Origin of the sequence: Streptomyces sp. NBC_01237 (genome assembly GCF_035917275.1) — a bacterium.
Classification (GTDB): domain Bacteria; phylum Actinomycetota; class Actinomycetes; order Streptomycetales; family Streptomycetaceae; genus Streptomyces.
Genome location: NZ_CP108508.1, coordinates 2669144 through 2693491, shown reverse-complemented (window position 1 = coordinate 2693491; position 24348 = coordinate 2669144). Strand labels below are relative to the sequence as shown.

Annotated in this window: 23 protein-coding genes; 13 read left to right on the top strand and 10 right to left on the bottom strand. The window is 71.2% G+C overall.

Annotation, left to right across the window (positions count from 1 at the left end):
• Nucleotides 1-10: 10 nt before the first annotated feature.
• Genes OG251_RS11970 through OG251_RS11960 form a run of 3 tightly spaced genes read right to left on the bottom strand, consistent with a single transcriptional unit; the run spans nucleotide 11 to nucleotide 2699 of the window.
• Entirely contained in the window at nucleotides 11-910 is a 900-nt protein-coding gene (locus tag OG251_RS11970; protein ID WP_326681233.1) for a metal ABC transporter permease, read from the bottom strand.
• A complete protein-coding gene (locus OG251_RS11965) occupies nucleotides 910-1692 on the bottom strand; it encodes a metal ABC transporter ATP-binding protein (RefSeq protein ID WP_326677147.1) in 783 nt (260 codons plus the stop codon). Before OG251_RS11965 ends, OG251_RS11970 begins: the two co-directional genes overlap by 1 nt.
• Nucleotides 1693-1736: 44 nt before the next feature.
• On the bottom strand, nucleotides 1737-2699 hold the full coding sequence (locus OG251_RS11960; protein ID WP_326677146.1) for a metal ABC transporter substrate-binding protein: 963 nt from the start codon (nucleotides 2697-2699) through the stop codon (nucleotides 1737-1739).
• Between the two features lie 219 nt (nucleotides 2700-2918).
• On the opposite strand from OG251_RS11960, the gene OG251_RS11955 reads away from it, so the two are divergent.
• The 3 genes from OG251_RS11955 (at nucleotide 2919) to OG251_RS11945 (ending at nucleotide 5011) form a co-directional block, all read left to right on the top strand.
• Nucleotides 2919-4301, top strand: coding sequence for a glycine--tRNA ligase (locus tag OG251_RS11955; protein WP_073724554.1), 1383 nt, complete (start codon nucleotides 2919-2921; stop codon nucleotides 4299-4301).
• 98 nt (nucleotides 4302-4399) lie between these two features.
• Nucleotides 4400-4603, top strand: a complete 204-nt coding sequence (locus tag OG251_RS11950; RefSeq protein WP_326677145.1) for a hypothetical protein — start codon at nucleotides 4400-4402, stop codon at nucleotides 4601-4603.
• A gap of 171 nt (nucleotides 4604-4774) precedes the next feature.
• Nucleotides 4775-5011, top strand: a complete 237-nt coding sequence (locus OG251_RS11945; RefSeq protein ID WP_326677144.1) for a DUF6243 family protein — start codon at nucleotides 4775-4777, stop codon at nucleotides 5009-5011.
• Between the two features lie 74 nt (nucleotides 5012-5085).
• Here the strand turns inward: OG251_RS11945 and OG251_RS11940 are convergent, their stop codons facing one another.
• Nucleotides 5086-6591 carry an MFS transporter gene (locus OG251_RS11940; protein WP_442818325.1) on the bottom strand — a complete coding sequence of 502 codons (1506 nt, stop codon included), beginning with the start codon at nucleotides 6589-6591 and terminating at the stop codon, nucleotides 5086-5088.
• Between the two features lie 101 nt (nucleotides 6592-6692).
• Between OG251_RS11940 and OG251_RS11935 the strand changes: the two genes are divergently transcribed.
• From OG251_RS11935 to OG251_RS11915, 5 genes are all read left to right on the top strand, one after another.
• Nucleotides 6693-7571, top strand: coding sequence for an MmyB family transcriptional regulator (locus OG251_RS11935; RefSeq protein WP_326677143.1), 879 nt, complete (start codon nucleotides 6693-6695; stop codon nucleotides 7569-7571).
• Nucleotides 7568-8716: a tRNA dihydrouridine synthase DusB gene (dusB, locus tag OG251_RS11930; protein WP_326677142.1), complete on the top strand. Its 1149-nt coding sequence runs from the start codon at nucleotides 7568-7570 to the stop codon at nucleotides 8714-8716. The genes OG251_RS11935 and dusB overlap by 4 nt, the downstream gene beginning before the upstream one ends.
• Nucleotides 8717-9306: 590 nt before the next feature.
• Entirely contained in the window at nucleotides 9307-12018 is a 2712-nt protein-coding gene (gene ppdK / locus OG251_RS11925; RefSeq protein WP_326677141.1) for a pyruvate, phosphate dikinase, read from the top strand.
• Nucleotides 12019-12713: 695 nt separating this feature from the next.
• Nucleotides 12714-13745 carry an ArsR/SmtB family transcription factor gene (locus OG251_RS11920; protein ID WP_326677140.1) on the top strand — a complete coding sequence of 344 codons (1032 nt, stop codon included), beginning with the start codon at nucleotides 12714-12716 and terminating at the stop codon, nucleotides 13743-13745.
• A 170-nt stretch (nucleotides 13746-13915) separates the two neighbouring features.
• Nucleotides 13916-14326 (top strand): VOC family protein, encoded by a 411-nt coding sequence (locus tag OG251_RS11915; RefSeq protein WP_326677139.1) that lies wholly within the window; start codon nucleotides 13916-13918, stop codon nucleotides 14324-14326.
• A 120-nt stretch (nucleotides 14327-14446) separates the two neighbouring features.
• Here OG251_RS11915 and OG251_RS11910 read toward each other — a convergent pair whose 3' ends face one another.
• Nucleotides 14447-15610 (bottom strand): alkaline phosphatase PhoX, encoded by a 1164-nt coding sequence (locus tag OG251_RS11910; RefSeq protein ID WP_326677138.1) that lies wholly within the window; start codon nucleotides 15608-15610, stop codon nucleotides 14447-14449.
• Between the two features lie 290 nt (nucleotides 15611-15900).
• On the opposite strand from OG251_RS11910, the gene OG251_RS11905 reads away from it, so the two are divergent.
• Nucleotides 15901-16692, top strand: coding sequence for a sulfite exporter TauE/SafE family protein (locus OG251_RS11905; protein ID WP_326677137.1), 792 nt, complete (start codon nucleotides 15901-15903; stop codon nucleotides 16690-16692).
• A 120-nt stretch (nucleotides 16693-16812) separates the two neighbouring features.
• Here OG251_RS11905 and OG251_RS11900 read toward each other — a convergent pair whose 3' ends face one another.
• The 4 genes from OG251_RS11900 to OG251_RS11885 form a co-directional block, all read right to left on the bottom strand.
• Nucleotides 16813-17445, bottom strand: a complete 633-nt coding sequence (locus OG251_RS11900; protein WP_326677136.1) for a class F sortase — start codon at nucleotides 17443-17445, stop codon at nucleotides 16813-16815.
• Nucleotides 17446-17561: 116 nt separating this feature from the next.
• Nucleotides 17562-18149 (bottom strand): hypothetical protein, encoded by a 588-nt coding sequence (locus OG251_RS11895; RefSeq protein WP_326677135.1) that lies wholly within the window; start codon nucleotides 18147-18149, stop codon nucleotides 17562-17564.
• A 417-nt stretch (nucleotides 18150-18566) separates the two neighbouring features.
• Nucleotides 18567-19028 carry a DUF5990 family protein gene (locus OG251_RS11890; RefSeq protein ID WP_326677134.1) on the bottom strand — a complete coding sequence of 154 codons (462 nt, stop codon included), beginning with the start codon at nucleotides 19026-19028 and terminating at the stop codon, nucleotides 18567-18569.
• A 126-nt stretch (nucleotides 19029-19154) separates the two neighbouring features.
• Nucleotides 19155-19949 carry an aminotransferase class IV family protein gene (locus OG251_RS11885; RefSeq protein ID WP_326677133.1) on the bottom strand — a complete coding sequence of 265 codons (795 nt, stop codon included), beginning with the start codon at nucleotides 19947-19949 and terminating at the stop codon, nucleotides 19155-19157.
• Between the two features lie 78 nt (nucleotides 19950-20027).
• Between OG251_RS11885 and OG251_RS11880 the strand changes: the two genes are divergently transcribed.
• The 3 genes from OG251_RS11880 (at nucleotide 20028) to OG251_RS11870 (ending at nucleotide 21588) form a co-directional block, all read left to right on the top strand.
• The gene (locus OG251_RS11880) at nucleotides 20028-20642 is read left to right on the top strand and encodes an NADPH-dependent FMN reductase (protein WP_326677132.1); all 615 of its coding nucleotides are present in this window, start codon (nucleotides 20028-20030) and stop codon (nucleotides 20640-20642) included.
• A 71-nt stretch (nucleotides 20643-20713) separates the two neighbouring features.
• Nucleotides 20714-21052 (top strand): divalent-cation tolerance protein CutA, encoded by a 339-nt coding sequence (gene cutA, locus OG251_RS11875; protein ID WP_073724584.1) that lies wholly within the window; start codon nucleotides 20714-20716, stop codon nucleotides 21050-21052.
• A complete protein-coding gene (locus OG251_RS11870) occupies nucleotides 21049-21588 on the top strand; it encodes a gamma-glutamylcyclotransferase family protein (protein WP_442818324.1) in 540 nt (179 codons plus the stop codon). Before cutA ends, OG251_RS11870 begins: the two co-directional genes overlap by 4 nt.
• A 351-nt stretch (nucleotides 21589-21939) precedes the next feature.
• On the opposite strand, the gene OG251_RS11865 is transcribed toward OG251_RS11870, so the two are convergent.
• A complete protein-coding gene (locus OG251_RS11865; protein WP_442818323.1) occupies nucleotides 21940-22710 on the bottom strand; it encodes a SanA/YdcF family protein in 771 nt (256 codons plus the stop codon).
• Between the two features lie 259 nt (nucleotides 22711-22969).
• Between OG251_RS11865 and OG251_RS11860 the strand changes: the two genes are divergently transcribed.
• Nucleotides 22970-24307 carry a deoxyguanosinetriphosphate triphosphohydrolase gene (locus tag OG251_RS11860; protein ID WP_326677130.1) on the top strand — a complete coding sequence of 446 codons (1338 nt, stop codon included), beginning with the start codon at nucleotides 22970-22972 and terminating at the stop codon, nucleotides 24305-24307.
• The last annotated feature ends 41 nt before the right edge of the window (nucleotides 24308-24348 follow it).

The following is a 24348-nucleotide window of genomic DNA, read 5'->3' as shown; positions in this document are numbered from 1 at the left end:
GGTGACCCGGTCAGGCCCGCACGTCCTCCGTGACCTGGCGGGCGGCCGGTACCTCAAGGGTGCACCCGTCCCGGTCCGCCGTGTTCGCACGGGCGCGCCGTTTCGCGAGCGGCGTGGCGAGCGCGGTCAGCAGGACGAACGCGGCGATGGCCATCAGCACGATCGTGGCGCCGGGGGGCACGTCCTGGTAGTACGTCGTCACCGTTCCCGCGAGGGTGACGACGGTGCCGATGACGACGGCCAGGACGAACGTCACCTTGAAGGACTTCGAGATCTGCTGCGCCGCCGCGACGGGCACCACCATCAGCGCGCTGACCAGCAGCAGTCCGACGACGCGCATCGCGACGGTGACGGTGACCGCGGCCGTGACCGCGACCAGCAGGTTCAGCGCGCGCACCGGCAGTCCGGTGACACGGGCGAACTCCTCGTCCTGGCTGACCGCGAACAGCTGCCTGCGCAGTCCCACGGTCACCAGCACGACGAAGGCGGCCAGGACGCAGATCGCGGTGACGTCGGACTCGGAGACCGTGGACAGCGAGCCGAAGAGGTACGACATCAGGTTCGCGTTGGAGCCGGTGTCGGACATGTTGATCAGCATGACGCCGCCCGCCATGCCGCCGTAGAAGAGCATGGCCAGGGCGATGTCGCCGCGGGTGTGTCCGTACCAGCGGATCAGCTCCATGACGACCGCACCGGCCACGGCGACGGCCGTGGCCATCCAGACGGGGCTGGTGGAGAGCAGGAAGCCGAGGCCGACCCCGGTCATCGCGATGTGGCCGATGCCGTCGCCCATCAGGGCCTGGCGGCGCTGGACCAGGTAGATACCGATGGCGGGGGCGGTGATGCCGACCAGGACGGCCGCGATCAGGGCCCGCTGCATGAAGGGGGGGTTCAGGAATTCCAGCATGATCAGGTCAGCAGTCCCGTCCGGACGGGCTCGGAAGCCGCGTGGGGGTGTACGTGGTCGTGGCCGGGGAGGGCGTGCTGGCCCAGGGCCTCGGGGGGCGGGCCGTCGTGCGTCACACAGCCGTCGCGCAGCACGATCGCCCGGTCGATCAGGGGCTCCAGCGGGCCGAGTTCGTGCAGGACGAGCAGGACGGAGACGCCGGCGGCCACCTGCTCGCGCAGGGTCGAGGCGAGGATCTCCTGGCTGGCCAGGTCGACCCCGGCCATCGGCTCGTCCATGATCAGCAGTTCCGGTTCGGCGGCGAGGGCGCGGGCGATCAGGACCCGCTGGTGCTGGCCGCCGGACAGGGCGCTCACGGAGTCCTTGGCGCGGTCGGTGAGGCCGACGAGCTCGATGGCCCGGTCGACGGCCGCCCGGTCCGCCCTGCCGGGCAGCCGCAGCTTCGTACGGGACAGCCGCCCGGAGGCCACGACCTCGCGGATCGTGGCGGGGACGCCGCCCGCCGCCGTGGTGCGCTGCGGTACGTAGCCGACGCGCCCCCACTGGCGGAAGCGGCGCAGCTCGGTGCCGAACAGTTCGACGGTGCCGCCGGTGAGCGGGACCTGGCCGATGACGGAGCGGACGGCGGTGGACTTGCCGGAGCCGTTGGCGCCGAGCAGGGCCACGACCTCACCGCGGTGGACGGTCAGGTCGACACCGCGCAGCACGGGGCGTGCGCCGAGGGTGGCCGTGGCGCCGCGCAGGCTGATCACGGCTTCTGGTGCGGTACTCCCGGGCTCAGGCATGAGCGCCTCCGATGCTGCTGCGGGTGGGGCGGGTGTTACGTCGGTCACTTCGCGCCGAGTGCCTTCTGCAGCGCGGCCAGGTTGGACTCCATGACCTCGATGTAGTCAGCGCCCTTGGACGCGCCGGTGATTCCCTCCAGCGGGTCCAGGACATCGGTTTTGAGGCCGGTGTCCTTCGCGAGGGTCCTGGCGGTCCTGTCGCTGGCCAGCGTCTCGAAGAAGACGGTGGTGGCCCTGCTCTTCTCCGCGACGGTGTGGATCTCCTGGATCCGGGCCGGGCTGGGCTCGGCCTCGGGGTCGATCCCGGCGATGCCCTCCTGGGTGAGCCCGTAGCGCTCGGCCAGGTATCCGAAGGCGGAGTGGGTGGTGATGAAGGTCTTGGTGGCGGTGTCCCGCAGACCGGTCTCGAACGACGTGTTCAGCGCGCCCAGCCTGTCGACCAGGGCGGTCGTGTTCTTCGCGTAGTCCGCGGCGTGGTCGGGGTCCGCCTTCTGGAGGGACTTCCCGACGCCCTTGGCGACCTCGGCGTACTTCACCGGGTCCAGCCAGATGTGCGGGTCGGCGCCCGCTTCCCCGCCCTCGTGCTCGTGGCCGTGCTCCTCGCCCTCGTGACCTCCGACCTCGGCGCCGTGGTCCTCCAGCGTGGTGAGCTTCGCCGCGTCGACGCTGTCCTTGACCCCGGACTGGGCGATCGCGTCGTCGACGGCGGGCTGGATGCCCTTGAGGTAGAGGACGTAGTCGGCGTCGCTCAGGCCGCCTATCTGCCGCGGGGTGAGCTCCAGGTCGTGCGGCTCGACACCCGGCTTGGTCAGGGTGGTGACGTCGACGTGCTTCCCGCCGATCTCCTCGGCCAGGAACTGCATGGGGTAGAAGGACGCCACCACCTTCAGCTTGTCACCGCTCCCGCGGTCGGTGGCGTCGGAGCCGGCGCAGCCGGAGAGCGCGGTGAGGCCGAGCGCTACTGATCCGGCGACGACGGCGGTGGGTATGAGGCGGCGTACGTTCATGACAGTCATTTTCAACAAAAGTGGAAACGATTGTCAACAAGGCTGATGAGATGCCCGGAAGGGCGCCCGAAGATCGCTCGACCCCCCACCGATTTGATCCGAGGGGTGCGCCCGCCGGTAATCTGAAGCATTCGCCCGCTCGTCACCCGATCACCACCCCCCATCGAGGCGCTCCGCGCCGCCCCTGTCCCATTTCACCGTCGTAATGAAGAGAGCACCGTGGCCGCCGACAAGATCGACACCATCGTCAGCCTGAGCAAGCGCCGTGGCTTCGTCTACCCCTGCAGTGAGATCTACGGTGGCCAGAAGGCCGCCTGGGACTACGGGCCGCTGGGCGTGGAGATGAAGGAGAACCTCAAGCGTCAGTGGTGGCGTTACATGGTCACCTCGCGCGAGGACGTGGTCGGTCTCGACTCGTCGGTCATCCTGGCCCCCGAGGTCTGGGTCGCCTCCGGCCATGTCGCCACCTTCTCCGACCCGCTCACCGAGTGCACCTCGTGTCACAAGCGCTACCGCGCCGACCACCTGGAAGAGGCGTACGAGGAGAAGCACGGCAAGCCCCCGGTCAACGGGCTCGCCGACCTCAACTGCCCCAACTGCGGCAACAAGGGCACGTTCACCGAGCCCAAGCAGTTCTCGGGCCTCCTCTCCACGCACCTCGGCCCGACCCAGGACTCCGGCTCGGTCGCCTACCTGCGCCCCGAGACCGCGCAGGGCATCTTCACCAACTTCGGCCAGGTCCAGCAGACTTCGCGCAAGAAGCCGCCGTTCGGCATCGCCCAGATGGGCAAGTCCTTCCGGAACGAGATCACGCCGGGCAACTTCATCTTCCGCACCCGCGAGTTCGAGCAGATGGAGATGGAGTTCTTCGTCAAGCCGGGCGAGGACGAGCAGTGGCAGGAATACTGGATGGAGCAGCGCTGGAACTGGTACACCGGCCTGGGCATGCGCGAGGAGAACATGCGCTGGTTCGAGCACCCGGCGGAGAAGCTCTCGCACTACTCCAAGCGCACCGCTGACATCGAGTACCGCTTCCGCTTCGGCGGCAGTGAGTGGGGCGAGCTGGAAGGCGTCGCCAACCGCACGGACTACGACCTCAAGGCGCACTCCAAGGCCTCGGGCACCGACCTGTCGTACTTCGACCAGGAGGCCGGCGAGCGCTGGACTCCGTACGTCATCGAGCCCGCCGCCGGTGTCGGCCGCTCGCTGCTGGCCTTCCTGCTGGACGCGTACATCGAGGACGAGGCGCCCAACGCCAAGGGCGTCATGGAGAAGCGCACCGTGATGCGCCTCGACCCGCGCCTGGCGCCGGTCAAGGTCGCGGTCCTGCCGCTGTCCCGCAACCCGCAGCTCTCGCCGAAGGCCAAGGGCCTGGCCACCGACCTGCGCAAGAACTGGAACATCGAGTTCGACGACGCGGGCGCCATCGGCCGCCGCTACCGTCGCCAGGACGAGATCGGTACGCCGTTCTGCGTCACCGTCGACTTCGACACCCTCGACGACAACGCGGTGACCGTGCGCGAGCGCGACACCATGCAGCAGGAGCGCGTCTCCCTGGACCAGATCCAGGCCTACCTGGGCGCCCGTCTGCTCGGCTGCTGACGCCCCGCACCCGCACAGCGGCGAAGCCCCCGGTTCCGTGTACGGAGCCGGGGGCTTCGTTGCACACTGGGGCCCACGCTCCCCCACAGGAGGCACGCATGCCGTCCACGACCACGAGCAAGGTCACCAGATGGGATCAGCACGGCGGTGAACATACCGTCCAGGTAAGGAAGTCGGGGACGCGGCGGCAACTGACCTGCGACACCTGCGGGTGGCACATCGTGGCGCAGTTCCTGCCCTGGCTGAAGGCCGGGGAACACCTGGCCGAGGCCCATCTGGCGACGGTCGACCCGACGGCCTGAGCGGCCCGGAAATCGGGTACGTGGCTCCACCCCGGTCGCGGTACGGTTCCCCTCATGTATTCGTTCTTCCAGATCTACGAGTGAGAGCGCGGCGGGCTCGACCACCCGCCGCCCACCGGATCGATCCAGATCAGTTCATTCCTCACTTCTCACCACGAATGGGAGAACGCCGTGGCAAAGAGCCGCAACAACCTCCTCGGTGTGGGCGGACAGCGCAAGAAGCTGTCCCGCGCCGAACAGCAGGGCGCGGGTCCCGCGCGCAACGCCGACCGCAAGACGGCCGAGGAGAAGAAGCAGGAGCTGCTGCGCAAGATGCGCGAGCGCGCCGAGGGTGCCCAGGCCGCACCGTCGGACGACGCCGCGGCAGCCGGCCCGGCGGCACAGCAGGACGCCCCCGCCGGCAGCTGACGCCTTCTCGGCTTCCCGTACGACCGTGGGCCCGGATCACCTCAGGTGAACCGGGCCCACTCCCGTCTTCGCCCTCAGCCCACCGTGCGCGGCAGCCGCAGGCTCAGCAGGGTCGTCAACGCCACCGCCGCCAGCTGCACCAGCAGTGTCACGATCAGCGCGTCCCGCATCCCCGAGCCCGGCACCAGCGCGAGGAACAGCGTCCCGAGCGTCGCCACGCCCAGCGCCAGCGCCGCCTGCTGCGCCGTCGTCATCACACCGCCGCCCACGCCCGCCCGTTCGGCCGGTACGTCGGAGAGCACGATGCGCAGCAGGACGGGGAGTTGAAGCCCCTGCCCCAGACCGGCGACCGCGACGCCCGGCAGCAGCCCCGGCAGTCCGAGTGCGGGCCACCGGAGCCACACGGTGAGCGCCAGCACCACCACGCCCAGCCCCTGGATCAGCCCGCCCGCCGTCACGACCCGGCTGCCGAACCTGCGTACCAGCCGCGGACCGGCCAGTGAGGCGGCGAAGAAGGCCACCGCCATCGGCGCCAGGGAGAGCCCCGCGGCCGCCGGGCCCAGCTTCAGGCCCTGCTGGAGCGCCACCGCGATCACGAACATGAAGCCGCCGAAACCGATCGAGAACGGCACCACCAGCGCGAGCCCCCGCCGCAGCGATTCGAGCCGCAGCAGGCTCGGCGGCACCAACGGCGTCCGCCCGAGCCGGTCGGCCCGCCGCTCCACCCGGTAGAAGGCGTACGCGGCGAACGGGAACAGTCCCAGCGACACCCACGTCCACACCGGCCACCCCGCGGCACGCCCCTCCGTCAGCGGCGCCAGCAGCGTCACCAGCGACAGGGCCAGCAGCAGCGTCCCCGGTACGTCGATCGGCGCGGGCCGCTTGGAACGGGTCTCCGGCACGGCACGCGCGGCCAGGACGAGCCCCACCGCGGCCACCGGAACGTTCACCAGGAACACCGACCGCCAGCCCGCGCTCTCGCCGAACACCGAGGACATCGGGGCGGCGGCGACCAGCACCCCGCCCAGGATCTGGCCCGCGACCATGGAGAGCCCGGCAGTCGCCCCGTACAGGCTCATCGCCCGCGCCCGCCGGTGACCGGCCGTCGACGCCTGGATGGTGGCGAGCACCTGCGGCAGCATCAGTGCCGCGGAGGCGCCCTGTGCCACCCGCGCCCCGACGAGAGTCCAGGCGTCCGGGGCCAGCCCGCAGGCGAGCGAGGTCAGCCCGAACGCGGCCATGCCCAGCAGGAAGAGCCTGCGGCGGCCCGCCATGTCGCCGAGCCGTCCGCCGAGCACGAGCAGGACCGCGTAACTGAGTCCGTAGCCCGCGACGACGAGTTCGAGCAGGGCCGGTCCCGCGTCCAGGCTGTGGTCGATCGTGGGCAGCGCGACATTGACGATGAAGAAGTCGATCAGCGGCAGGGCCGCCCCGAGCAGCACGGTGAACAGCCCGAGCGATCCGAGCACCGGGGTGGGGTGATCGTGCCGGGCCACCGGGGTCCCGGCGGCGGCAGGCTTCGCACGGGCCGCCCGGAGGGCCCGTGCGCGGGTGTGCGTTCGTACGGAGGATTCACTCACAGCATCGACTCTCGCCCCGTTCCCAGCCTGGTACCAGAGTCTCCTTATCCTGGTACAACGAGTACCTGGCATCCTGCCGATCGCTTCGGCAGGCTGGAAGGATGACGACCATGGCGCCCGAGTCCGACATCCGGCGGCAGGAACTCGCGGGCTTCCTGCGCAGCCGCCGCGAACGGATCACCCCCGAGCAGGTCGGCCTGGTCCGGGGCCGGCGCAGACGCACCCCCGGGCTGCGCCGGGAGGAGGTCGCCCAGCTCTCCGCGGTCGGCGTCACCTGGTACACGTGGCTGGAGCAGGCACGCGACATCCAGGTCTCGCCCCAGGTCCTCGACGCCCTCGCCCGTGCCCTGCTGCTCGACCGGAGCGAGCGCTCCCACCTGTTCGCGCTCTCCGGCGCCACCGACCCGGCACCGGGCACCGAGTGCCCCAGCGTCACCCCGGCGCTGCGCACCCTGCTGGAGCAGCTGGAACCCATCCCGGCCTGCGTCCAGAACAGCCGGTACGACATCCTCGCGTACAACCGCACCTACGGGCGGCTGCTCTGCGACCTCGACGCCCTGCCGCCCGAGGACCGCAACTGCATGATCCTGGCCTTCACCGACGCCGACTGGCGGGCCTCGGTCGTCGACCTTCCCGAGGTCAACCGCACCATGGCGGCCAAGTTCCGTGCCTCTATGGCCGGTCATCTCGCCGAGCCCGCGTGGAAGGCGCTGCTCAAGCGGCTCGAAACGGAGTCGGCCGAATTCCGCGAGGTCTGGGAGCGGCACGAGGTCGTGAACCAGGGCGGCCGGACCAAGTACATCCGCAACGCGGAGGTGGGGCTGCTCCACGTCGAGCACACCAACCTCTGGCTCGGCCCCGGCAGCGGCCCGCGGCTGGTGAGCTACCCGCCCGCCGACGCCGTCACCCGGGAGCGTCTGGAGCGCCTGTGGTCCCTGGCAGCGGCCGAGCCCCCGTCGTACGGGACAATGGGGGAATGACCACGCTCGCCCCCGCGCTCCCGCAGCTCCGCATCGGCCCGCACACCGTGCAGCCGCCGGTGGTGCTCGCCCCCATGGCCGGTATCACCAACGCCCCGTTCCGGACCCTGTGCCGGGAGTTCTCCGGCGGCAAGGGGCTGTTCGTCAGCGAGATGATCACGACGCGGGCGCTGGTCGAGCGCAACGAGAAGACCATGCAGCTCATCCACTTCGACGCGAGCGAGACCCCGCGCTCCATCCAGCTGTACGGAGTGGACCCGGTCACCGTCGGCAAGGCGGTCCGGATGATCGTCGACGAGGACCTCGCCGATCACATCGACCTGAACTTCGGCTGCCCGGTCCCCAAGGTCACCCGCAAGGGCGGCGGCTCCGCGCTCCCGTACAAGCGGCCCCTGCTGCGGGCCATCCTGCACCAGGCCGTCTCCAACGCGGGCGCGCTTCCGGTCACCATCAAGATGCGCAAGGGCATCGACGACGACCACATCACCTACCTCGACGCGGGTCGCATCGCCGTCGAGGAGGGCGTCACGGCCGTCGCCCTGCACGGCAGGACCGCGGCCCAGCACTACGGCGGCACCGCCGACTGGGACGCCATCGCGCGCCTCAAGGAGCACGTCCCGGAGATCCCGGTCCTCGGCAACGGCGACATCTGGTGCGCGGACGACGCGCGCCGGATGATGCGCGAGACGGGCTGCGACGGGGTGGTCGTCGGCCGGGGCTGCCTGGGGCGTCCCTGGCTCTTCGGCGACCTGGTGAGCTCCTTCGAGGGGACGCCGACGCGGCGGGCGCCGGGGCTGCGCGAGGTCGCGGACGTCATGCTGCGTCACGCGACGCTGCTGGGGGAGTGGATCGGCGACGAGACCCGTGGCGTGATCGACTTCCGCAAGCACGTGGCCTGGTACCTCAAGGGCTTCTCCGTCGGCTCCGAGATGCGCAAGAAGCTGGCGGTCACCTCCTCGCTGGAGGAACTGGGCGGTCAGCTGCGCGAACTGGACCTGGACCAGCCCTGGCCGGACGGCGCCGACGGGCCGCGCGGGCGCACTTCGGGCAACAACCGGGTCGTCCTGCCGGACGGCTGGCTGAAGGACCCCTACGACTGCGCGGGCGTGAGCGCCGACGCGGAGCTGGACACCTCGGGCGGCTGAGCCCGTCACACGCTGTGCCCGGAGGGCAGGCGGCAGGCACCGGGTGCCTGCTTCCTGCCCTTGCTCGTTTGAGCGCCAGATGCGGCGAGGTTCGGCAAGGTTCGGCGGGAAATCGCCGGTGCCCGACCGCCCTGGGGCGCCGCTCGGCCCCGATGTCGCCCCGCAGGTCGCTCTTGGTGCTTCCGGCGTGACCCAGTGACGTCATCGGGGCGTCCGGATGGTGACATCTGAGCATCACCGGTAGCGTGATTCGCGCCACTCCTGAGGGGGTGGTGGCTCAGATGAGCATCGTATGGGGAGGTGTACTTCTCAAATGATGGCACTCGGTGCCAGGTGGCTTTGGTTTGATCGGCTGAAGTCTTCGCCACGCACCGTGGATGAGCCGAGTGGTATCTGTTGCTGTGCGTGCCTGTTCATTCAAGAAGTGAAGGCAGTGGTCCGGTCGGCGGATCGGCGTCGTCACTTTCGATCTGCTGGCGGACGGGTGGTTGAGACCGCATGACGCGCAAGTGGACGTACCCAGACACCTTCGATCTGGGTATGTTCCTCGCCGTCAGGGCAGCCACCGCGTCCTCGAGGAGTCGAGACCCGTGTCGGAAAACAAAGATCCCCAGAAGTTCGTCTACGACTTCACCGAGGGCAACAAGGATCTGAAGGACCTCCTGGGCGGCAAGGGCGCCAACCTCGCCGAGATGACCAACCTCGGGCTGCCCGTCCCTCCGGGCTTCACCATCACCACCGAGGCGTGCAAGGTCTACCTCGACAGCGGCGAGGCGCCCGCGGCGCTGCGCGAAGAGGTGAGCGCGCACCTCGCGGCGCTCGAAGCGCGGATGGGCAAGAGGCTCGGCCAGGCCGACGACCCGCTGCTGGTCTCCGTCCGCTCCGGCGCCAAGTTCTCGATGCCCGGCATGATGGACACCGTCCTCAACATCGGCCTCTCCGACGCCTCCGTCGTCGGTCTCGCCGCCCAGGCGGGCGACGAGCGCTTCGCGTGGGACTCCTACCGCCGCCTCATCCAGATGTTCGGCAAGACCGTCCTCGGGGTCGACGGCGACCTCTTCGAGGAGGCGCTGGAGGCCGCGAAGACCGCCAAGAAGGTCAGCGTCGACACGGACCTCGCCGCCGCCGACCTGAAGAAGCTCGTCGCGAAGTTCAAGAAGATCGTCGGGGCGGAGGCCGGACGCGACTTCCCGCAGGACCCGCGGGAGCAGATGGACCTCGCCATAAACGCGGTCTTCGACTCGTGGAACACCGACCGGGCCAAGCTCTACCGCCGCCAGGAGCGCATCCCCGGCGACCTCGGCACGGCCGTCAACGTGTGCTCGATGGTCTTCGGCAACCTCGGTCCCGACTCCGGTACGGGGGTGGCCTTCACCCGTGACCCGGCCAGCGGCCACCAGGGCGTCTACGGCGACTACCTGCAGAACGCGCAGGGCGAGGACGTCGTCGCCGGTATCCGCAACACCGTGGCGCTCGCCGAGCTGGAGTCGATCGACAAGAAGTCGTACGACCAGCTGATGCAGATCATGGAGAAGCTGGAGACCCACTACAAGGATCTCTGCGACATCGAGTTCACCATCGAGCGCGGTCAGTTGTGGATGCTCCAGACCCGGGTCGGCAAGCGCACCGCGGGTGCCGCCTTCCGGATCGCCACCCAGCTCGTCGACCAGGGCCTGATCGACGAGGCGGAGGCGCTCCAGCGCGTCAACGGGGCGCAGCTCGCGCAGCTGATGTTCCCCCGCTTCGACCACGAGGCCACGACCGAGCTGCTCGGCCGCGGGATCGCCGCGTCCCCGGGCGCCGCCGTCGGCAAGGCGGTCTTCGACTCGTACACGGCCGTCAAGTGGTCCCGCTCCGGCGAGAAGGTCATCCTCATCCGCCGCGAGACCAACCCGGACGACCTCGACGGCATGATCGCCGCCGAGGGCATCCTGACCTCCCGCGGCGGCAAGACCTCGCACGCCGCGGTCGTCGCCCGGGGCATGGGCAAGACCTGTGTCTGCGGCGCCGAGGACCTGGAGGTCGACACCAAGCGGCGCCGGATGACGGTGGGCGGCCGGGTGATCGAGGAGGGCGACGTCGTCTCCATCGACGGCTCCAACGGCAAGGTGTACCTCGGTGAGGTACCCGTCGTGCCGTCCCCGGTCGTCGAGTACTTCGAGGGCCGGATGCACGCGGGCGCCGACGACGCCGACGAACTGGTCGCCGCCGTGCACCGGATCATGGCGTACGCGGACCGGGTGCGCCGGCTGCGCGTACGGGCCAACGCGGACAACGCCGAGGACGCCCTGCGGGCCCGGCGCTTCGGGGCCCAGGGCATCGGCCTGTGCCGCACCGAGCACATGTTCCTCGGCGAGCGCCGCGAGATGGTCGAGAAGCTGATCCTCGCGGACACCGACGCCGAGCGCGAGGCCGCCCTGGCCACGCTGCTGCCGTTGCAGAAGGCCGACTTCATCGAGCTGTTCGAGTCGATGGACGGGCTGCCCGTCACCGTACGGCTGCTCGATCCGCCGCTGCACGAGTTCCTGCCCGACATCACCGAGCTCTCGGTACGGGTCGCGCTCGCCGAGTCCCGCAACGACGCCAACGAGAACGATCTGCGCCTGCTCCAGGCGGTCCACAAGCTGCACGAGCAGAACCCGATGCTGGGCCTGCGCGGGGTACGTCTGGGCCTGGTCATCCCAGGTCTGTTCGCGATGCAGGTGCGCGCCATCGCCGAGGCGGCCGCCCAGCGCAAGAACGCCAAGGGCGACCCGCGCCCCGAGATCATGATTCCGCTCGTCGGCACGGTCCAGGAGCTGGAGATCGTCCGCGAGGAGGCCGACCGGGTCATCGCCGAGGTCCAGGCGGCCACCGGCACCAACCTGAAGCTGACCATCGGCACGATGATCGAGCTGCCGCGCGCCGCGCTGACCGCGGGCCAGATCGCCGAGGCGGCCCAGTTCTTCTCGTTCGGCACGAACGACCTGACCCAGACGGTGTGGGGCTTCTCCCGTGACGACGTGGAGGCATCGTTCTTCACCGCGTACCTGGAGAAGGGCATCTTCGGGGTGTCGCCGTTCGAGACGATCGACAAGGACGGCGTGGGCGCGCTGGTGCGCAGCGCCGTCGAGGCGGGCCGGGCGACCCGCCCCGACCTCAAGCTCGGCGTCTGCGGCGAGCACGGCGGGGACCCGGAGTCGGTGCACTTCTTCCACGAGGTGGGCCTGGACTACGTCTCCTGCTCGCCGTTCCGTATCCCGGTGGCACGCCTGGAGGCGGGCAGGGCCGCCGCGGATCCGCGGGGCAGCGACAGCCGCTGACGCGGGGGCCGCCCGAGCGGCGGGGGCCGCTGACACGGCGCCGAGGACCACCACCGAGAGACGGCGGCACCCTGTGCGGGGGTGCCGCCGTTTCGCTCGTGCGGCGTGCGGCGTGCGGTGTGCGGTGTGGCGGCGGTGTCTGCGGGGTGGTGCCGTGCGGTGTCTGCGGCGGGGTGCCGCGCGGGGTGGCGGCGGTGTCTGCGGGGTGGTGAGGCGTGGGTTCCGCGGTCCCCGTCCGCCGGGGTACGGCTGCGTCCGGACGAAGGGGGGCTCGCGCCGTTTCGCGCCGCAGACCTCCTATGTCTATTCGCTCCGGCGCTTCGGGGCGCCCGGCCGAATCCGCCCCCGGCCCTCTCCGCCCCGTTCCGCTTCCCCTGCTCCGTTTAGTGCGCAAAGAAAGAAGACGTAAGGACCGGGGTGCGGCCCATGGATCCCCACCCATGGACCGCACCCGGCTTACCCCCGCCGGGCACGGAGCCGCACCGTCGCCGACCGCCGCCGAACACACAAAGCCCCCCACGGCCTTCACGCGTTCTTCCGGTGGCGCCGGATTCGTACCCGACGCCGTACAGCCTTTCGGGTGAAGCGGAACGGGGCGAGACGTTTCAACTGTGGCCGAAACCCCGTGGTGACCTCCTGTGACTGCCCGCATACCCTTTGGTGGGGGCGATTGCGGTGCAACAGGTGGGGGAACGGTGCTGCGTATCCATGTGTCCGGGTCGGACCTTTCCAAGGTGCGGATGGCCACCAGGCCCGACGCATTGTGGGAAACCATTCTCAGTTTCCATCGATTGAGAGACCGACGCGCTTCCACGGTGTTCGGGAAATGGCGAACGGAATCCCGGGCCCGGTTGAATGGTGAAGCACACCTGCTGGCCGCGGTAGTTCCACCGCGCGGTTATTTCCCGGATTTCCTGACGCCTTCCCGGGAAGGCAGCGAGCCCTTCGGCCTCGATGTCGGAATAGAAGCCCTCCGTGACACCCCCGCCGACCGGCTCCACCAGGAACTGGCCCTGCTGGCCGCCGGGCGGCAACGAGGTGGACGGCCGCCGGGCGAGCGGGCCCACGGTGCGCCCGGCCGCTCGCCCGAAGCCCTGCTGGAGGCGCTCTCGGGCCGCACCGAACCGCTCGGCCGTCTCATAGGCGCCCTGCGCAGCTACCACCGCGCCGCCGTCGAACCGTACTGGCCGCACATCCGGGCGAGCATCGAGGCCGACCGGGCCATCCGGGGCCGCGCCCTGCTGGACGGGGGCGCGGACGGGCTGCTGGCCACCCTGCCGCCCATGATCCGGTGGCGCTCACCCGTGCTGGAGGCGGACTATCCCGTCGACCGCGAACTGCACCTGAACGGGCGGGGGTTGCTGCTCCAGCCGTCGTTCTTCTGCCGGGGCACCCCGGTCGTCTACCGCGACCCCAGCCTCCCGCCCGTCCTCGTCTACCCGGTGACCCATCACGGCGCCCCGTTCTTCGCCGAACCCGGTCCGTGGCTCGGCCGGCTCGTCGGGCACACCCGCTCCGCCGTCCTCCAGGCCATCGGCAACGGCTGTACGACGAGCGAGCTCGCCCGCAGGGCCGGGGTGTCCCTGGCATCGGCCAGCCAGCACGCCTCCGTGCTGCGCGAGGCGGGCCTGGTCCTCACCCTGCGCCACGGCAGCTCGGTCCTGCACACGCTCACCCCGCTGGGCGGCTCGCTGCTCAGGGGCGGCGCTCCGCTCGCCCTCTCCTGACCCGCCGGGCGGCAGGCGCCCTCGGGCGCGCGGCCCCGCAGGCCGAGGCCCTCCATGAAGCGCCGGCGAAGCCCGATGAAGCCCTACTGGGTAACGTGGAACGGGACAAAAGGTCATATAGCGCATGGTTCGGGGGCCATGGCGCCACCGAAACGAGAAGCGAGACAGTCATGCCTCAGATGATCTTCGTGAACCTGCCGGTGAAGGACCTGGAGACGTCGAAGAACTTCTTCGGAAAGCTCGGGTACGACGTCAACCCGCAGTTCACCGACGAAACAGCGGCCTGCCTGGTCATCAGCGACACGATCTTCTTCATGCTCATCACCGAGTCGCGCTTCAAGGAGTTCACCAAGAAGGACATCGCCGACTCCGCGAAGTCGACGGAGGTCATCCTCTGTCTGAGCGCCGAAAGCCGCGCCAAGGTCGACGAAGTCGCCGACGCCGCGCTCGCCGCCGGAGGGTTCCCGGCCAACGACCCCATGGACGAGGGCTATATGTACGGCCGTTCCTTCCAGGACCCCGACCACCACCTCTGGGAAGTCATGTGGATGGACCCGGAGGCCGTCGTGGGCGAGGGCTGATCCTCCGGCGCTCCCGCCGCGGTGCTCCGGGCGTCTCACCCCGGAACACCGCGGCAGCCGTGTCGGGCGCGTCTCCGGCCGTACCGGGCGCCTCGGCCGACCCCGCGCGCCCCAGCCGTATCAGGTGCGGAACGGGCCCTTCACCTCGTACGTGATGCCGCCCGACGAACTCCCGCTGGTGCCGCGCTGCGAGGAGAAGTAGAGCCGGGTGCCGTCCGGGGAGAACGCGGGTCCGGTGATCTCCGAGCCGGACTGGCCGGTGATCCGCAGGAACGGGGCGACGGTGTCGTCCGGGGTGATCAGGCAGATCTCCATGTTGCCGCCGTCCTCCGCGACATAGAGGTCGCCCGAGGCGGACCGCGTCACGTTGTCCACGCCGGTCAGCGGAGCGCCGCCGCTGACCAGGGAGTCGTCGTAGGCGAGCGACAGGGATGAGGCGCCGGCGTCGTACGCCCACACCCGGTTGTCGCCCTTGGTGGTGAACCAGCAGGTGCCCGCGGCGTAGAAGCAGCCCTCGCCGCCGTTGAAGACTTTGGCGCCGGAGACCTGGTAGCGGGTCTGGGTGGGGGAGCCGTCCGGGTCGGGGACGGTCGCCCAGGTCACCGGGCCCGAGGTGCCGGTGCCGGCCACCAGCACCTGGAGCGTGCCGCTCGCGAGGTTGCCCCACGTCGTGGGCCGGAACCGGTAGAAGCGCCCGTCGGACTCGTCCTCGGTGAGGTAGACGTACCCGTGGTCCGGGTCGGACGCCGCGGCCTCGTGCTTGAAACGGCCCAGCGCGGGCCGCTGTACCGCCGCTTTCACGCCCCACGGGTCGGTCTCGTGGACGTACCCCCGGGTCACCTCCTCGCAGGACAGCCAGGTGTTCCACGGGGTCTTCCCGCCCGCGCAGTTGTTGTTGGTGCCGGACAGGATCCGGTACGCGGAGGTGACGGTGCCCGAGGAGTCGAAGCGCACGGCGCTCGCCCCGCCGCCGCTGCCCGAGGACACCTCGGCGTTGGACACATAGATCCAGCCGGTGCCGTCGGCGTACGTCGCCCCGCCGTCGGGAGCGCTGTGCCAGCTGTACGAGGTCCCGGTCACGGTCTGCCCCGAACGGGCGACGATCCGGCTGCTGAAGCCGCTCGGCAGCTGGATGCCGTTGCCGTTGGCCGCCTGCAGCGCGCCGTACGGGCCGGTGCCCGGCTGGGCCGGGTCGGCGAAGGCGGCACCCCGCCACAGGGTGCCGCCGAAGGCCGCCGCCGAGCTGCCGATCACGGCTGTGCGCAAGAAGGTCCGACGTTCCACGATCACTCCACGAATGACGGGAGGGCCCGCCGGTCCGGTCGGTCCGGCGAGTCGCGCGTCAGGACAGTAGAGCGAGGGGGTTGACGGTGCGTCAACAACCGGTGAAGGGCGCGTGGATACGGTTCGTCCGTTCGGGCTCCAGGCGTACGGCGCGGAGCGCTCGGGCTCCCCGCGCACACGGAGAACCGTACGCGGACCTCGTCGTCGGACCGGTCCGGGGCGAGCGGGTCCGCGTGCGGGCGACCGGGCCGTGTGAGGGCGGCGCGGAGGTGTCGCCTAGTGTCGAGTACATGCCCGAGATCACCCTGACCACCCTGATACTGCTCTGCCTCGCCGCCGCCGTGGCGGGCTGGATCGACGCGGTGGTCGGCGGCGGTGGGCTGCTGCTCCTGCCCGCGTTGCTGCTCGGCCTGCCGCAGGTCCCGGCCGCCCAGATCCTCGGCACCAACAAGGCGGTCGCGATCGTCGGCACCTCGGGCGCCGCCGTGACGTATGTGCGCAAGGCGCCGGTCCAGGTGGGGACGGCCGTCCGGATCGGGCTGATGGCCCTGGCCGGGTCGATGACCGGGGCGTTCTTCGCCGCCGGGATCAGCAGCGACGTGCTGCGCCCGGTGATCATGGTGGTGCTGCTGGGGGTCGCGGCCTTCGTGATGCTGCGGCCGGCGTTCGGTACGGCGGCGGCGGGCGACGGTACGGACAGGAAGGTCACCCGGGCCCGTACGGTCACCGCGATCGTGCTGGTCGGCGGAGGCATCGGCTTCTACGACGGACTGTTCGGGCCGGGTACGGGCACCTTCCTGGTGCTGGCGCTGACCGCGGTGCTCCATCTGGATCTGGTGACCGCCTCCGCCACCGCCAAGATCGTCAATGTGTGCACGAACGGCGGGGCGCTGGCGATGTTCGCCTACCAGGGCACCGTGCTGTGGCAACTGGCCGCCGTGATGGCTGTGTTCAATCTGGCGGGCGGCATGATCGGCGCGCGCATGGCCCTGCGCAAGGGCAGCGACTTCGTCCGCGGGGTGCTGCTGGTGGTGGTGTTCGGGCTGGTCGCCAAGCTCGGCTTCGACCAGTGGACGGCCTAGCTCCGTTCCGTGGCGCACCCCGGTACTCCGGCGCCCCGGTACGCGGGTGTCCCGGTACTCCGGCGCCCCGGTACGCGGGTGTCCCGGTACTCCGGTGTCCCGGTACTCAGGTCCCTCGGTTCAGCGCACCTCGGTGAGGTGTGCGTACGCCACCACGTTGCCCCGGTAGCCGGTCTCCTTGTTGAAGCCGCCGCCGCAGGTGATCAGCCGCAGCGAGGCGTGCGGCGAGTCGCCGTAGACCCGCTGGTCCGGGAAGTCCTCGCTCTCGTACACCTCGATCGCGTCGATCGAGAAGACCGCCGTGCGGCCGTCCTCGCGGACGACCTCGACCGCGGTGCCCTTCTTCAGGGCCCCCAGCGCGTAGAAGACGGAGGGGCCCCGCTCGTTGTCCACATGCCCGGCGACGATCGCGGTGCCCTTGGCGCCGGGCGGGACGCCGTCCTTGTACCAGCCGGCGATGTTGCGGTTCCCGGCCGGCGGCACGTCGAGGCTCCCGTCGGCACCCAGGCCCAGCCGCATCATCGGCGCGTCCACGTCGATGCCCGGGATGCGGATGCGGACCGGCGCGGAGGGCCGCAGCGGTTCGGCGACCGGGGAGCCGGGCTGGAGCTGCGGCCCGGCGGCGAAGGCCTGGGCGGTGGACGGCTGGGGCGGGATCAGCTGGGTGGCGGAGCCGTTCTGGATGAGCCAGATTCCGCTCAGTACGGCGATGCCCACCAGCCAGCCCTTGGCCTTCTGCGCCTTCTGGGACACGTCGTCGTCCTTGGTCGTGTCATGCCGTTGTCGTGTCGTGTCGTGCCGTTGAGGAGGGGCGGGCCCGGCCCTCGGGCCGTTTCGGCGCGGCCCGGGGGCCGGGCCCGCTCCCCGGATCAGCCGCCCTGGGTGCCGTCGGAGCGGCGGCGCATCAGCCACACCCCGCCGACGGTCGCCGCGCCGAGGACGCCGATGCCCGCCGTGATCTGCGTGGTGTCGGGCCCCACGCTGCCGCCGACCCCGGTCTTCACGTGCCCGGAGGGCCGGTCGTGCTCGGAGGACTGGTCGTGCTCGGAGGGCTGCTCGGGCTTGGATTCCGGCGGGGTGTGCTTGCCCCCGGCGATCACTTCGAGGTCGCCCGCGGCCTCCTTGCCGTTGTCGCAGGAGACGCCGATCTCGTACGTTCCGGGCTCCGTGCCGTGCGGGACCGTGAACTGGCCGACCGCGGACTCCTTGTGGGTGCCGGGGCGCACCTCGAAGTCCCCGGCGTCCAGGGAGTTCGCGTCGCCGATGCCCGATCCCTTGGGGCCGCAGGCGGTGGTGTTCACGGTGACCGTGGCGCCCGGCGCGGCGGACGCCGGGGTGATCTCCAGCCGGCCGAGGTCTCCCGCGTACGCGGGAGCGGCGGCGGCGGTGAGACCGAGCGCCATGACGGTGAGCGCGGCGGAAGCGGTGCCGGTCACGAGGCGGGCAGGACTGCGCATGGGGATCCTCCGTGCAGACGGCGCGAGCGGGTGTGTCCTGCTTCCGAGATAACGGGCGCCCCGCCGTCCCTGCCTTCTGACGTCCGATCAGCTTTCACCCGTACGGCCTGGTGCGGCACCCGTGCCGGAGGGTGTCCGCGCAGGTCGTGGCGGTGCGGCCGGTCCGTACGGTCCGCCCGCCGCTGTGTGGTGCCGATCGAGTGAGACGTACATCTGGAATGTGACGTACGTCACAGGAATGGCTCCAGTGGTGCCGGGCACATGTGTGACACCCCCCCACGGGACGGATTACCACCGCCGCCCCCACGGCAACCGCCCCCACCGGCCCACCCCCCCTGGGCCCGGTGGGGGCGGTTTCTTGCCGTCCGGGAGTCGCACGGCCCCTCCGCCGGGCCCGGTGGCTGCGGCGTTCCGGCGTCACAGGCCGTTCGTGGCGGTCCAGGTGATGAGCGGCGGGCGCACCCGGGCGCACAGCGGCTGTCCCTTGGCGTCGGTGAGCGGCAGTCGCGCGGTGAGGTGACCGGTCCGGGCGGCGGCTTCGAGGACGGCCGGATCGATGTCGCTGAACATCAGTTTGGCGCGCCGGAACATGCTGAACAGGCCGGTGTCGTCCACCGTCCCCCATGACAGATAGACGAAGCGCCCGCCCAGCCGGTTCTGGACGTACGGCCCGGTGACCTCGATGCCGTCCGCCGTGGCCGTCGCCGCGCAGTCCAGCGTCCAGGTGGCGGACGGGGCGTCGCCCGGGTGCGGGTCGAGCAGCTCGTCGGGCCTGTCCTTGCGCTGCACGCCGACGTGGATGTTGTCGAAACCGGGGAAGTCGGTGTCGGGGCCGCAGGTGCGGCCCGGGAGATCGGAGGCTTCGATATGGATCTGCATGCCCCCATGCTCCTGCACCGGCCCGGCGGCCGGACGGCCCCGGTGGCCCCGTCCCTCATGTCCCGTCGCCCCGGCGTGCACCCCGGCGTCCTCGGGTCCGGCCGCCCCGGCGCCGTGCGCCTCGGCTCAGACGGTGTCCCAGGGCGCGTCCTCGTACACCTTCGTCAGCTGCCCCATCAGCTCCTCGTCGACCGCGAACTCCGTGTCGTCGATCCGCCGGACCGGAGCGATGCCCTGCGAGTTGGTGACGAAGGCCGCCCGGTACGCACCGAGGCCGTCCAGGGTCACCGGGCGCCGTACCGACGGCCGGTCCGTTCGGGCCAGCCCGCTCTCCAGGAGCGCCATGGTGATGCCGGTCAGCGCGGGTGCCTGCGGCCACACCACCGAAGTGCCGTCCCAGAAACCGATGTTGGTGATCGCGCCCTCGGTCACCACACCGCCGGGCGCGGTCAGCAGTGCCTCGTCGAAACCCGCCCGCTCGGCCTGCCGGCCGTAATAGGTCTGCCCGAATTCGCCGGGGCGCTTGATGTGCGGAACCACCCGTGCGTACGGCACCGACATCAGGCTCTTCGCGGTGGTGGCCATTCGCGCGGGCGCGCGCACCGTGACCATGAGCGTCGTCTCCGTGTCGCCCGGCGGCAGGAAGCCGTGGACCCGGGTGGAGGCGTCCCGGACCCCGGCCCCGTCCAGGGCGTGCCGGATCAGCTCCCGTACCCGCTCCCCGTCCAGCGCGAGCGCGAACAGTTCGCGGCTCGCACGGTCCAGGCGGTCGAGGTGGAGGGCGAGGCCGCGCACCCTTCCGTCCCTGATCTGCATGGCCGTGAAGTGGCCGTAGTCGAAGAAGGCCGGGATCCGCAGATCCTCCTCGGTGGCCGGGTGCCCATTGACCTCGACGTACGGCGCCGGTGCGGGAGTTGTCATGCGGTCCACCGTATGCCGCGGCACTTCCCGGCGGCGAGGCTTGACCTCAACCCTGGTTGAGGCGCGAGTCTCTCCGGCATGGACCTCAACACGCCTGTGTCACCCGTCACGACCGCCGCCCCGCTGAAGGTGGCCGTCATCCTCGCCAGCACCCGCGACGGGCGCTTCGGCCCGGTCGTCGCCGACTGGTTCCTCGCCCACACGGCGGACCACCCGGACATCGAGACCGACCTGATCGATGTCGCCGAAGTCGACCTGCCGTACACCCTCTCCTACAGCCCGGACGCCGCGACGCTCGCCCGACTCGCCGAGGTCACACCCCGGTTGGCGCAGGCCGATGCCTTCGTCGTCCTCACCCCCGAGTACAACCACTCCTTCCCCGCCTCGCTGAAGAACCTCATCGACTGGCACTACACCGAATGGCAGGCCAAACCCGTCGCCTTCGTCTCGTACGGCGGGGTCTCCGGAGGGCTGCGGGCCGTCGAACACCTCCGTCAGGTCTTCGCCGAACTGCACGCGGTCTCCGTACGCGACACCATCTCGTTCCACAACGCGGGCGCCCTCTTCGACGACGAGGGACGGCACAAGGACCCCGCGGTCCCCGACGCGGCGGCGAAGACGCTGCTCGACCAGCTGGTCTGGTGGGGACACGCCCTGCGCGAGGCCAAGGTGAGGCGCCCGTACGGCGCCTGAGCCGGTTCGGGCCGACAATCGGGGGGAGGCCGAGAGGGGGCAGGAGCCCCCGTACCCCGAGGAGACCGACGATGACAGCGCCGGCATGGCTGACCGTACTGACCACGACGGACAGCGAGGACAAGGCCCACGCCCTGGCGCGGGGCGCGGTGGAGGCGCGGCTCGCCGCCTGCGCCCAGATCTCCGCGCCCGTCTCCTCGGTCTACCGGTGGCAGAACGCCATCGAGACCAATGAGGAGTGGCAGGTCCTCCTGAAGACGACGGCCGAGCGCTACGACGAACTGGAGGACCACATCCGGGCGGCGCACGACTACGACATCCCGGAGATCATCGCGATTCCGGTGGTCCGCGGCAGCGCCCGTTACCTCGGTTGGGTGACGGCGGAGACGGCGCCCGAAACCGCTCTGTGACGGCGGGCGTGAGCGCCGCCCCGCCGGAGTCCGGATCCGCCGCCGAGCTGCCGTTCTTCGTGTACGGCACGCTGCTCCCCGGTGAACCCAACCACGACCTCTTCCTGCGGGGGCGTACGGCCGGGGAGCGGCCGGCCGTGCTGCCGGGCGCCCTGCTCTACGACGGCCCCGGATACCCGTACGCCATCGAGGGCGACGGCACGGTCCACGGCACCCTCATCAGGGCGGTGCCGGGGGTGTACGGGGAGCTGCTGGGGCTGCTCGACCATCTGGAGGAGTACCTGGGGCCGGGGCACCCGCGCAACCTGTACGAGCGGGTGATCCGGGAGGTCGAGGTCCCGGCGCCCGAAGAGCCGGTGCACGGTCCGGAGCCCGAGGCACTGGAGTCGGTCGGCCGGGCGCCCGACGGGCCGGTGCACGCCTGGGTCTATCTGGCGGCGGCGGCCGTCACCCGCTCGCTGCACACCGGCGGCACTCTCATCCCCGACGGGCGGTGGACCACCGGGCGGCCGCCACCCGGAGCGCCCACACCCTGAACTCCGCCACCCGTGACAACCGGGCCGAGGGCCGGGGCGGCCGGAGGGCCGGCCCGGCCCGGCCCACGGGTGCGGTCCGGCCCTTGCGGCCGACGCCCCCGCACACCGCTGTCCGTTTCACGCCGGTCCGCGCTCACCGCGCCCGTGCTCACCGCGCCCGTGCTCACCGCGCCCGTGCTCACCGCGCCCGTGCTCACCGCGCCCGTGCTCACCGTGCCCGCGCTCACCGTGCCCGCGCTCACCGTGCCCGCGCTCACCGTGCCCGCGCTCACCGTGCCCGCGCTCACCGCGCCCGCGCTCACCGCGCCCGTGCTCACTCCGGTCCGCGCTCACCCCCGCCGCCCCCCCGGCTCACCGCTTTCCGGCGGCGAGGGCCTCCGTCACTCCCGGTTCCTCGGGCCCCAGGAAGCGCGGATCGGGTGTGAACACCGCGTCCACGGCCGCCTTCCCCGCCGCGAAGATCTCCCGCGCCCCGCCGTAGTACCAGGTCGCATCGCGCTTCGCGTCGACCCCGACCCCGTACGCGTCGATACCGGCGGACCGGCACAGGGCGATCGCCCGCCGGATGTGGAAGCCCTGGCTCACCAGGACGGCCCGGTCGACCCCGAAGATCTTCTTGGCCCGTACACACGAGTCCCAGGTGTCGAACCCGGCGAAGTCGCTCACGATCCGCGCGTCCGGCACCCCGCGCCCGGCGAGATACGTGCGCATCGCGTCCGGCTCGTCGTACTCCTCCCGGCTGTTGTCCCCGGTGACCAGCACGACCTTCACCTTGCCGGTCCGGTACAGCTCGGCGGCGGCGTCCAGCCGGTGCGCGAGATAGGGCGAGGGTCTCCCCTTCCACAGCCCGGCCCCGAACACCACGGCGACGTCCCGGGCCGGAGCGTCGGCCGTGGTCCGGACCCGGGCGTCGGCGGTGGTGTGCATCCAGGTCGCGGGCGCGATCCCCACCACGCAGGCGAGCATCAGACCCTGCGCCACTCGCCGCTGCGCGCGCCGGGTGCGGGGCAGTGGCAGCCGGGGCGCCGTCCCGGACCGCCCGAGCGCTTCCGGCCGCCGTGATCCTCGCAGCCGTCGCAGCGGCCTCGGCCACGTCGGCCACGCCGGTCGAGTGAGTCGCATGGGAGCCCCCCCTGTCGATCTGCTGTGCGGTCCCACCTGATCGGACGAGCAAAACGGCCAAAAGGTTCGCCGACCCGGGAAACCGGCACTCCACCGCCCTGGAACCGATCCCCGTCATCGCCGCAGCCCGGCCGCGGCCATCACCTCGGGCACGACCTGACCCGGCGGCGCCCCGGCGGGCGCACGGACGCGGGCCTCCGTCCGGCTCCGGGGACCCGTGCCCGGCGCGTTGTCCGCCCCGGTCGCTACTGTCGGGACCATGGACGGGACACAGGGCGCACGCGGGGCATACGGCGCACACGCCGCACAGGACACCGGAACCGGCCCTTACGGGCCGGGCGACACCGAGCGCTGGGACACCGAGCAGGACAAACGGCCCGGCCGTACCGCCTTCCAGCGCGACCGGGCCCGGGTGCTGCACTCCGCCGCTCTGCGCAGGCTCGCCGGGAAGACCCAGGTGGTGACGCCCGGTACCCGCTCCAGCGCCTGGGACGCCAGCCCCCGGACCCGGCTCACGCACTCCCTGGAGTGCGCCCAGGTCGGCCGGGAGCTCGGCGCCGTGCTCGGCTGTGATCCCGATCTCGTGGAAACCGCCTGCCTCGCCCACGACATGGGCCACCCCCCGTTCGGCCACAACGGCGAACAGGCGCTCAACGACTTCGCGTCCGACTGCGGCGGTTTCGAGGGCAACGCCCAGTCGCTGCGCCTGCTGACCCGCCTCGAACCGAAGCGTTTCGTCCGCGACACCCGGACCGGGGAACTGGCCAGCGTCGGGCTCAATCTGACCCGCGCCGCCCTGGACGCCGCCACCAAGTACCCCTGGCCGCGCGGCGCCCACCCCACCGACCCCGGCTCACCGAAGTTCGGGGTCTACGAGGACGACCTGCCGGTCTTCGAGTGGGCCCGCAAGGGCGCCCCGCAGGACCGCAAGTGCTTCGAGGCCCAGGTCATGGACTGGTCCGACGACGTCGCGTACTCCGTGCACGACTTCGAGGACGGGCTGCACGCCGGGCACATCGATCCCAACTGCCTGCACGCGGAGCCGGAGCGGCGCGAGATCCGGGCCGTCGCCATCGGGCGCTACGTACCTGCGGACACCGACCCGCAGGAACTCTCCGACGCCCTGGACCGGCTGCTCGAACAGGACTGGTGGCCGCACGGCTACGACGGCTCCGCCGTGGCCCAGGCCCGGCTGAAGGACGCCACGAGCCAGCTCATCGGCCGCTTCTGCCAGGCGGCCGAGACCGCGACGCGCGAGGTGTACGGGCCGGGGCGGCTCGGCCGGTACGGGGCGGAACTGGTGCTCCCGCGCGAGGTCCGCAACGAGTGCGCGGTGCTCAAGGCGGTCGCCGACCGCTATGTGATGCAGCGCGCCGAGCAGGAGGTCATCCGCGCCGGCCAGCGGGTCGTCATCGCGGAGCTGGCCGCCGCTCTCACCGCCCGCGCCCCGGAGGGCCTGGAGCCGCAGTTCCGGTCCCTGTACGACGAGGCGCCCGACGACCGGGCCCGCAAGCGGGTCCTGGTCGACCAGATCGCCGCCCTCACCGACGCATCGGCCCGCTCCCTGCACGCCGCCCTCACGGTCCGCCACCACTGAACGTGGTGTGCTGGGAACACGTACCGCGCCGGGCGCGGGAC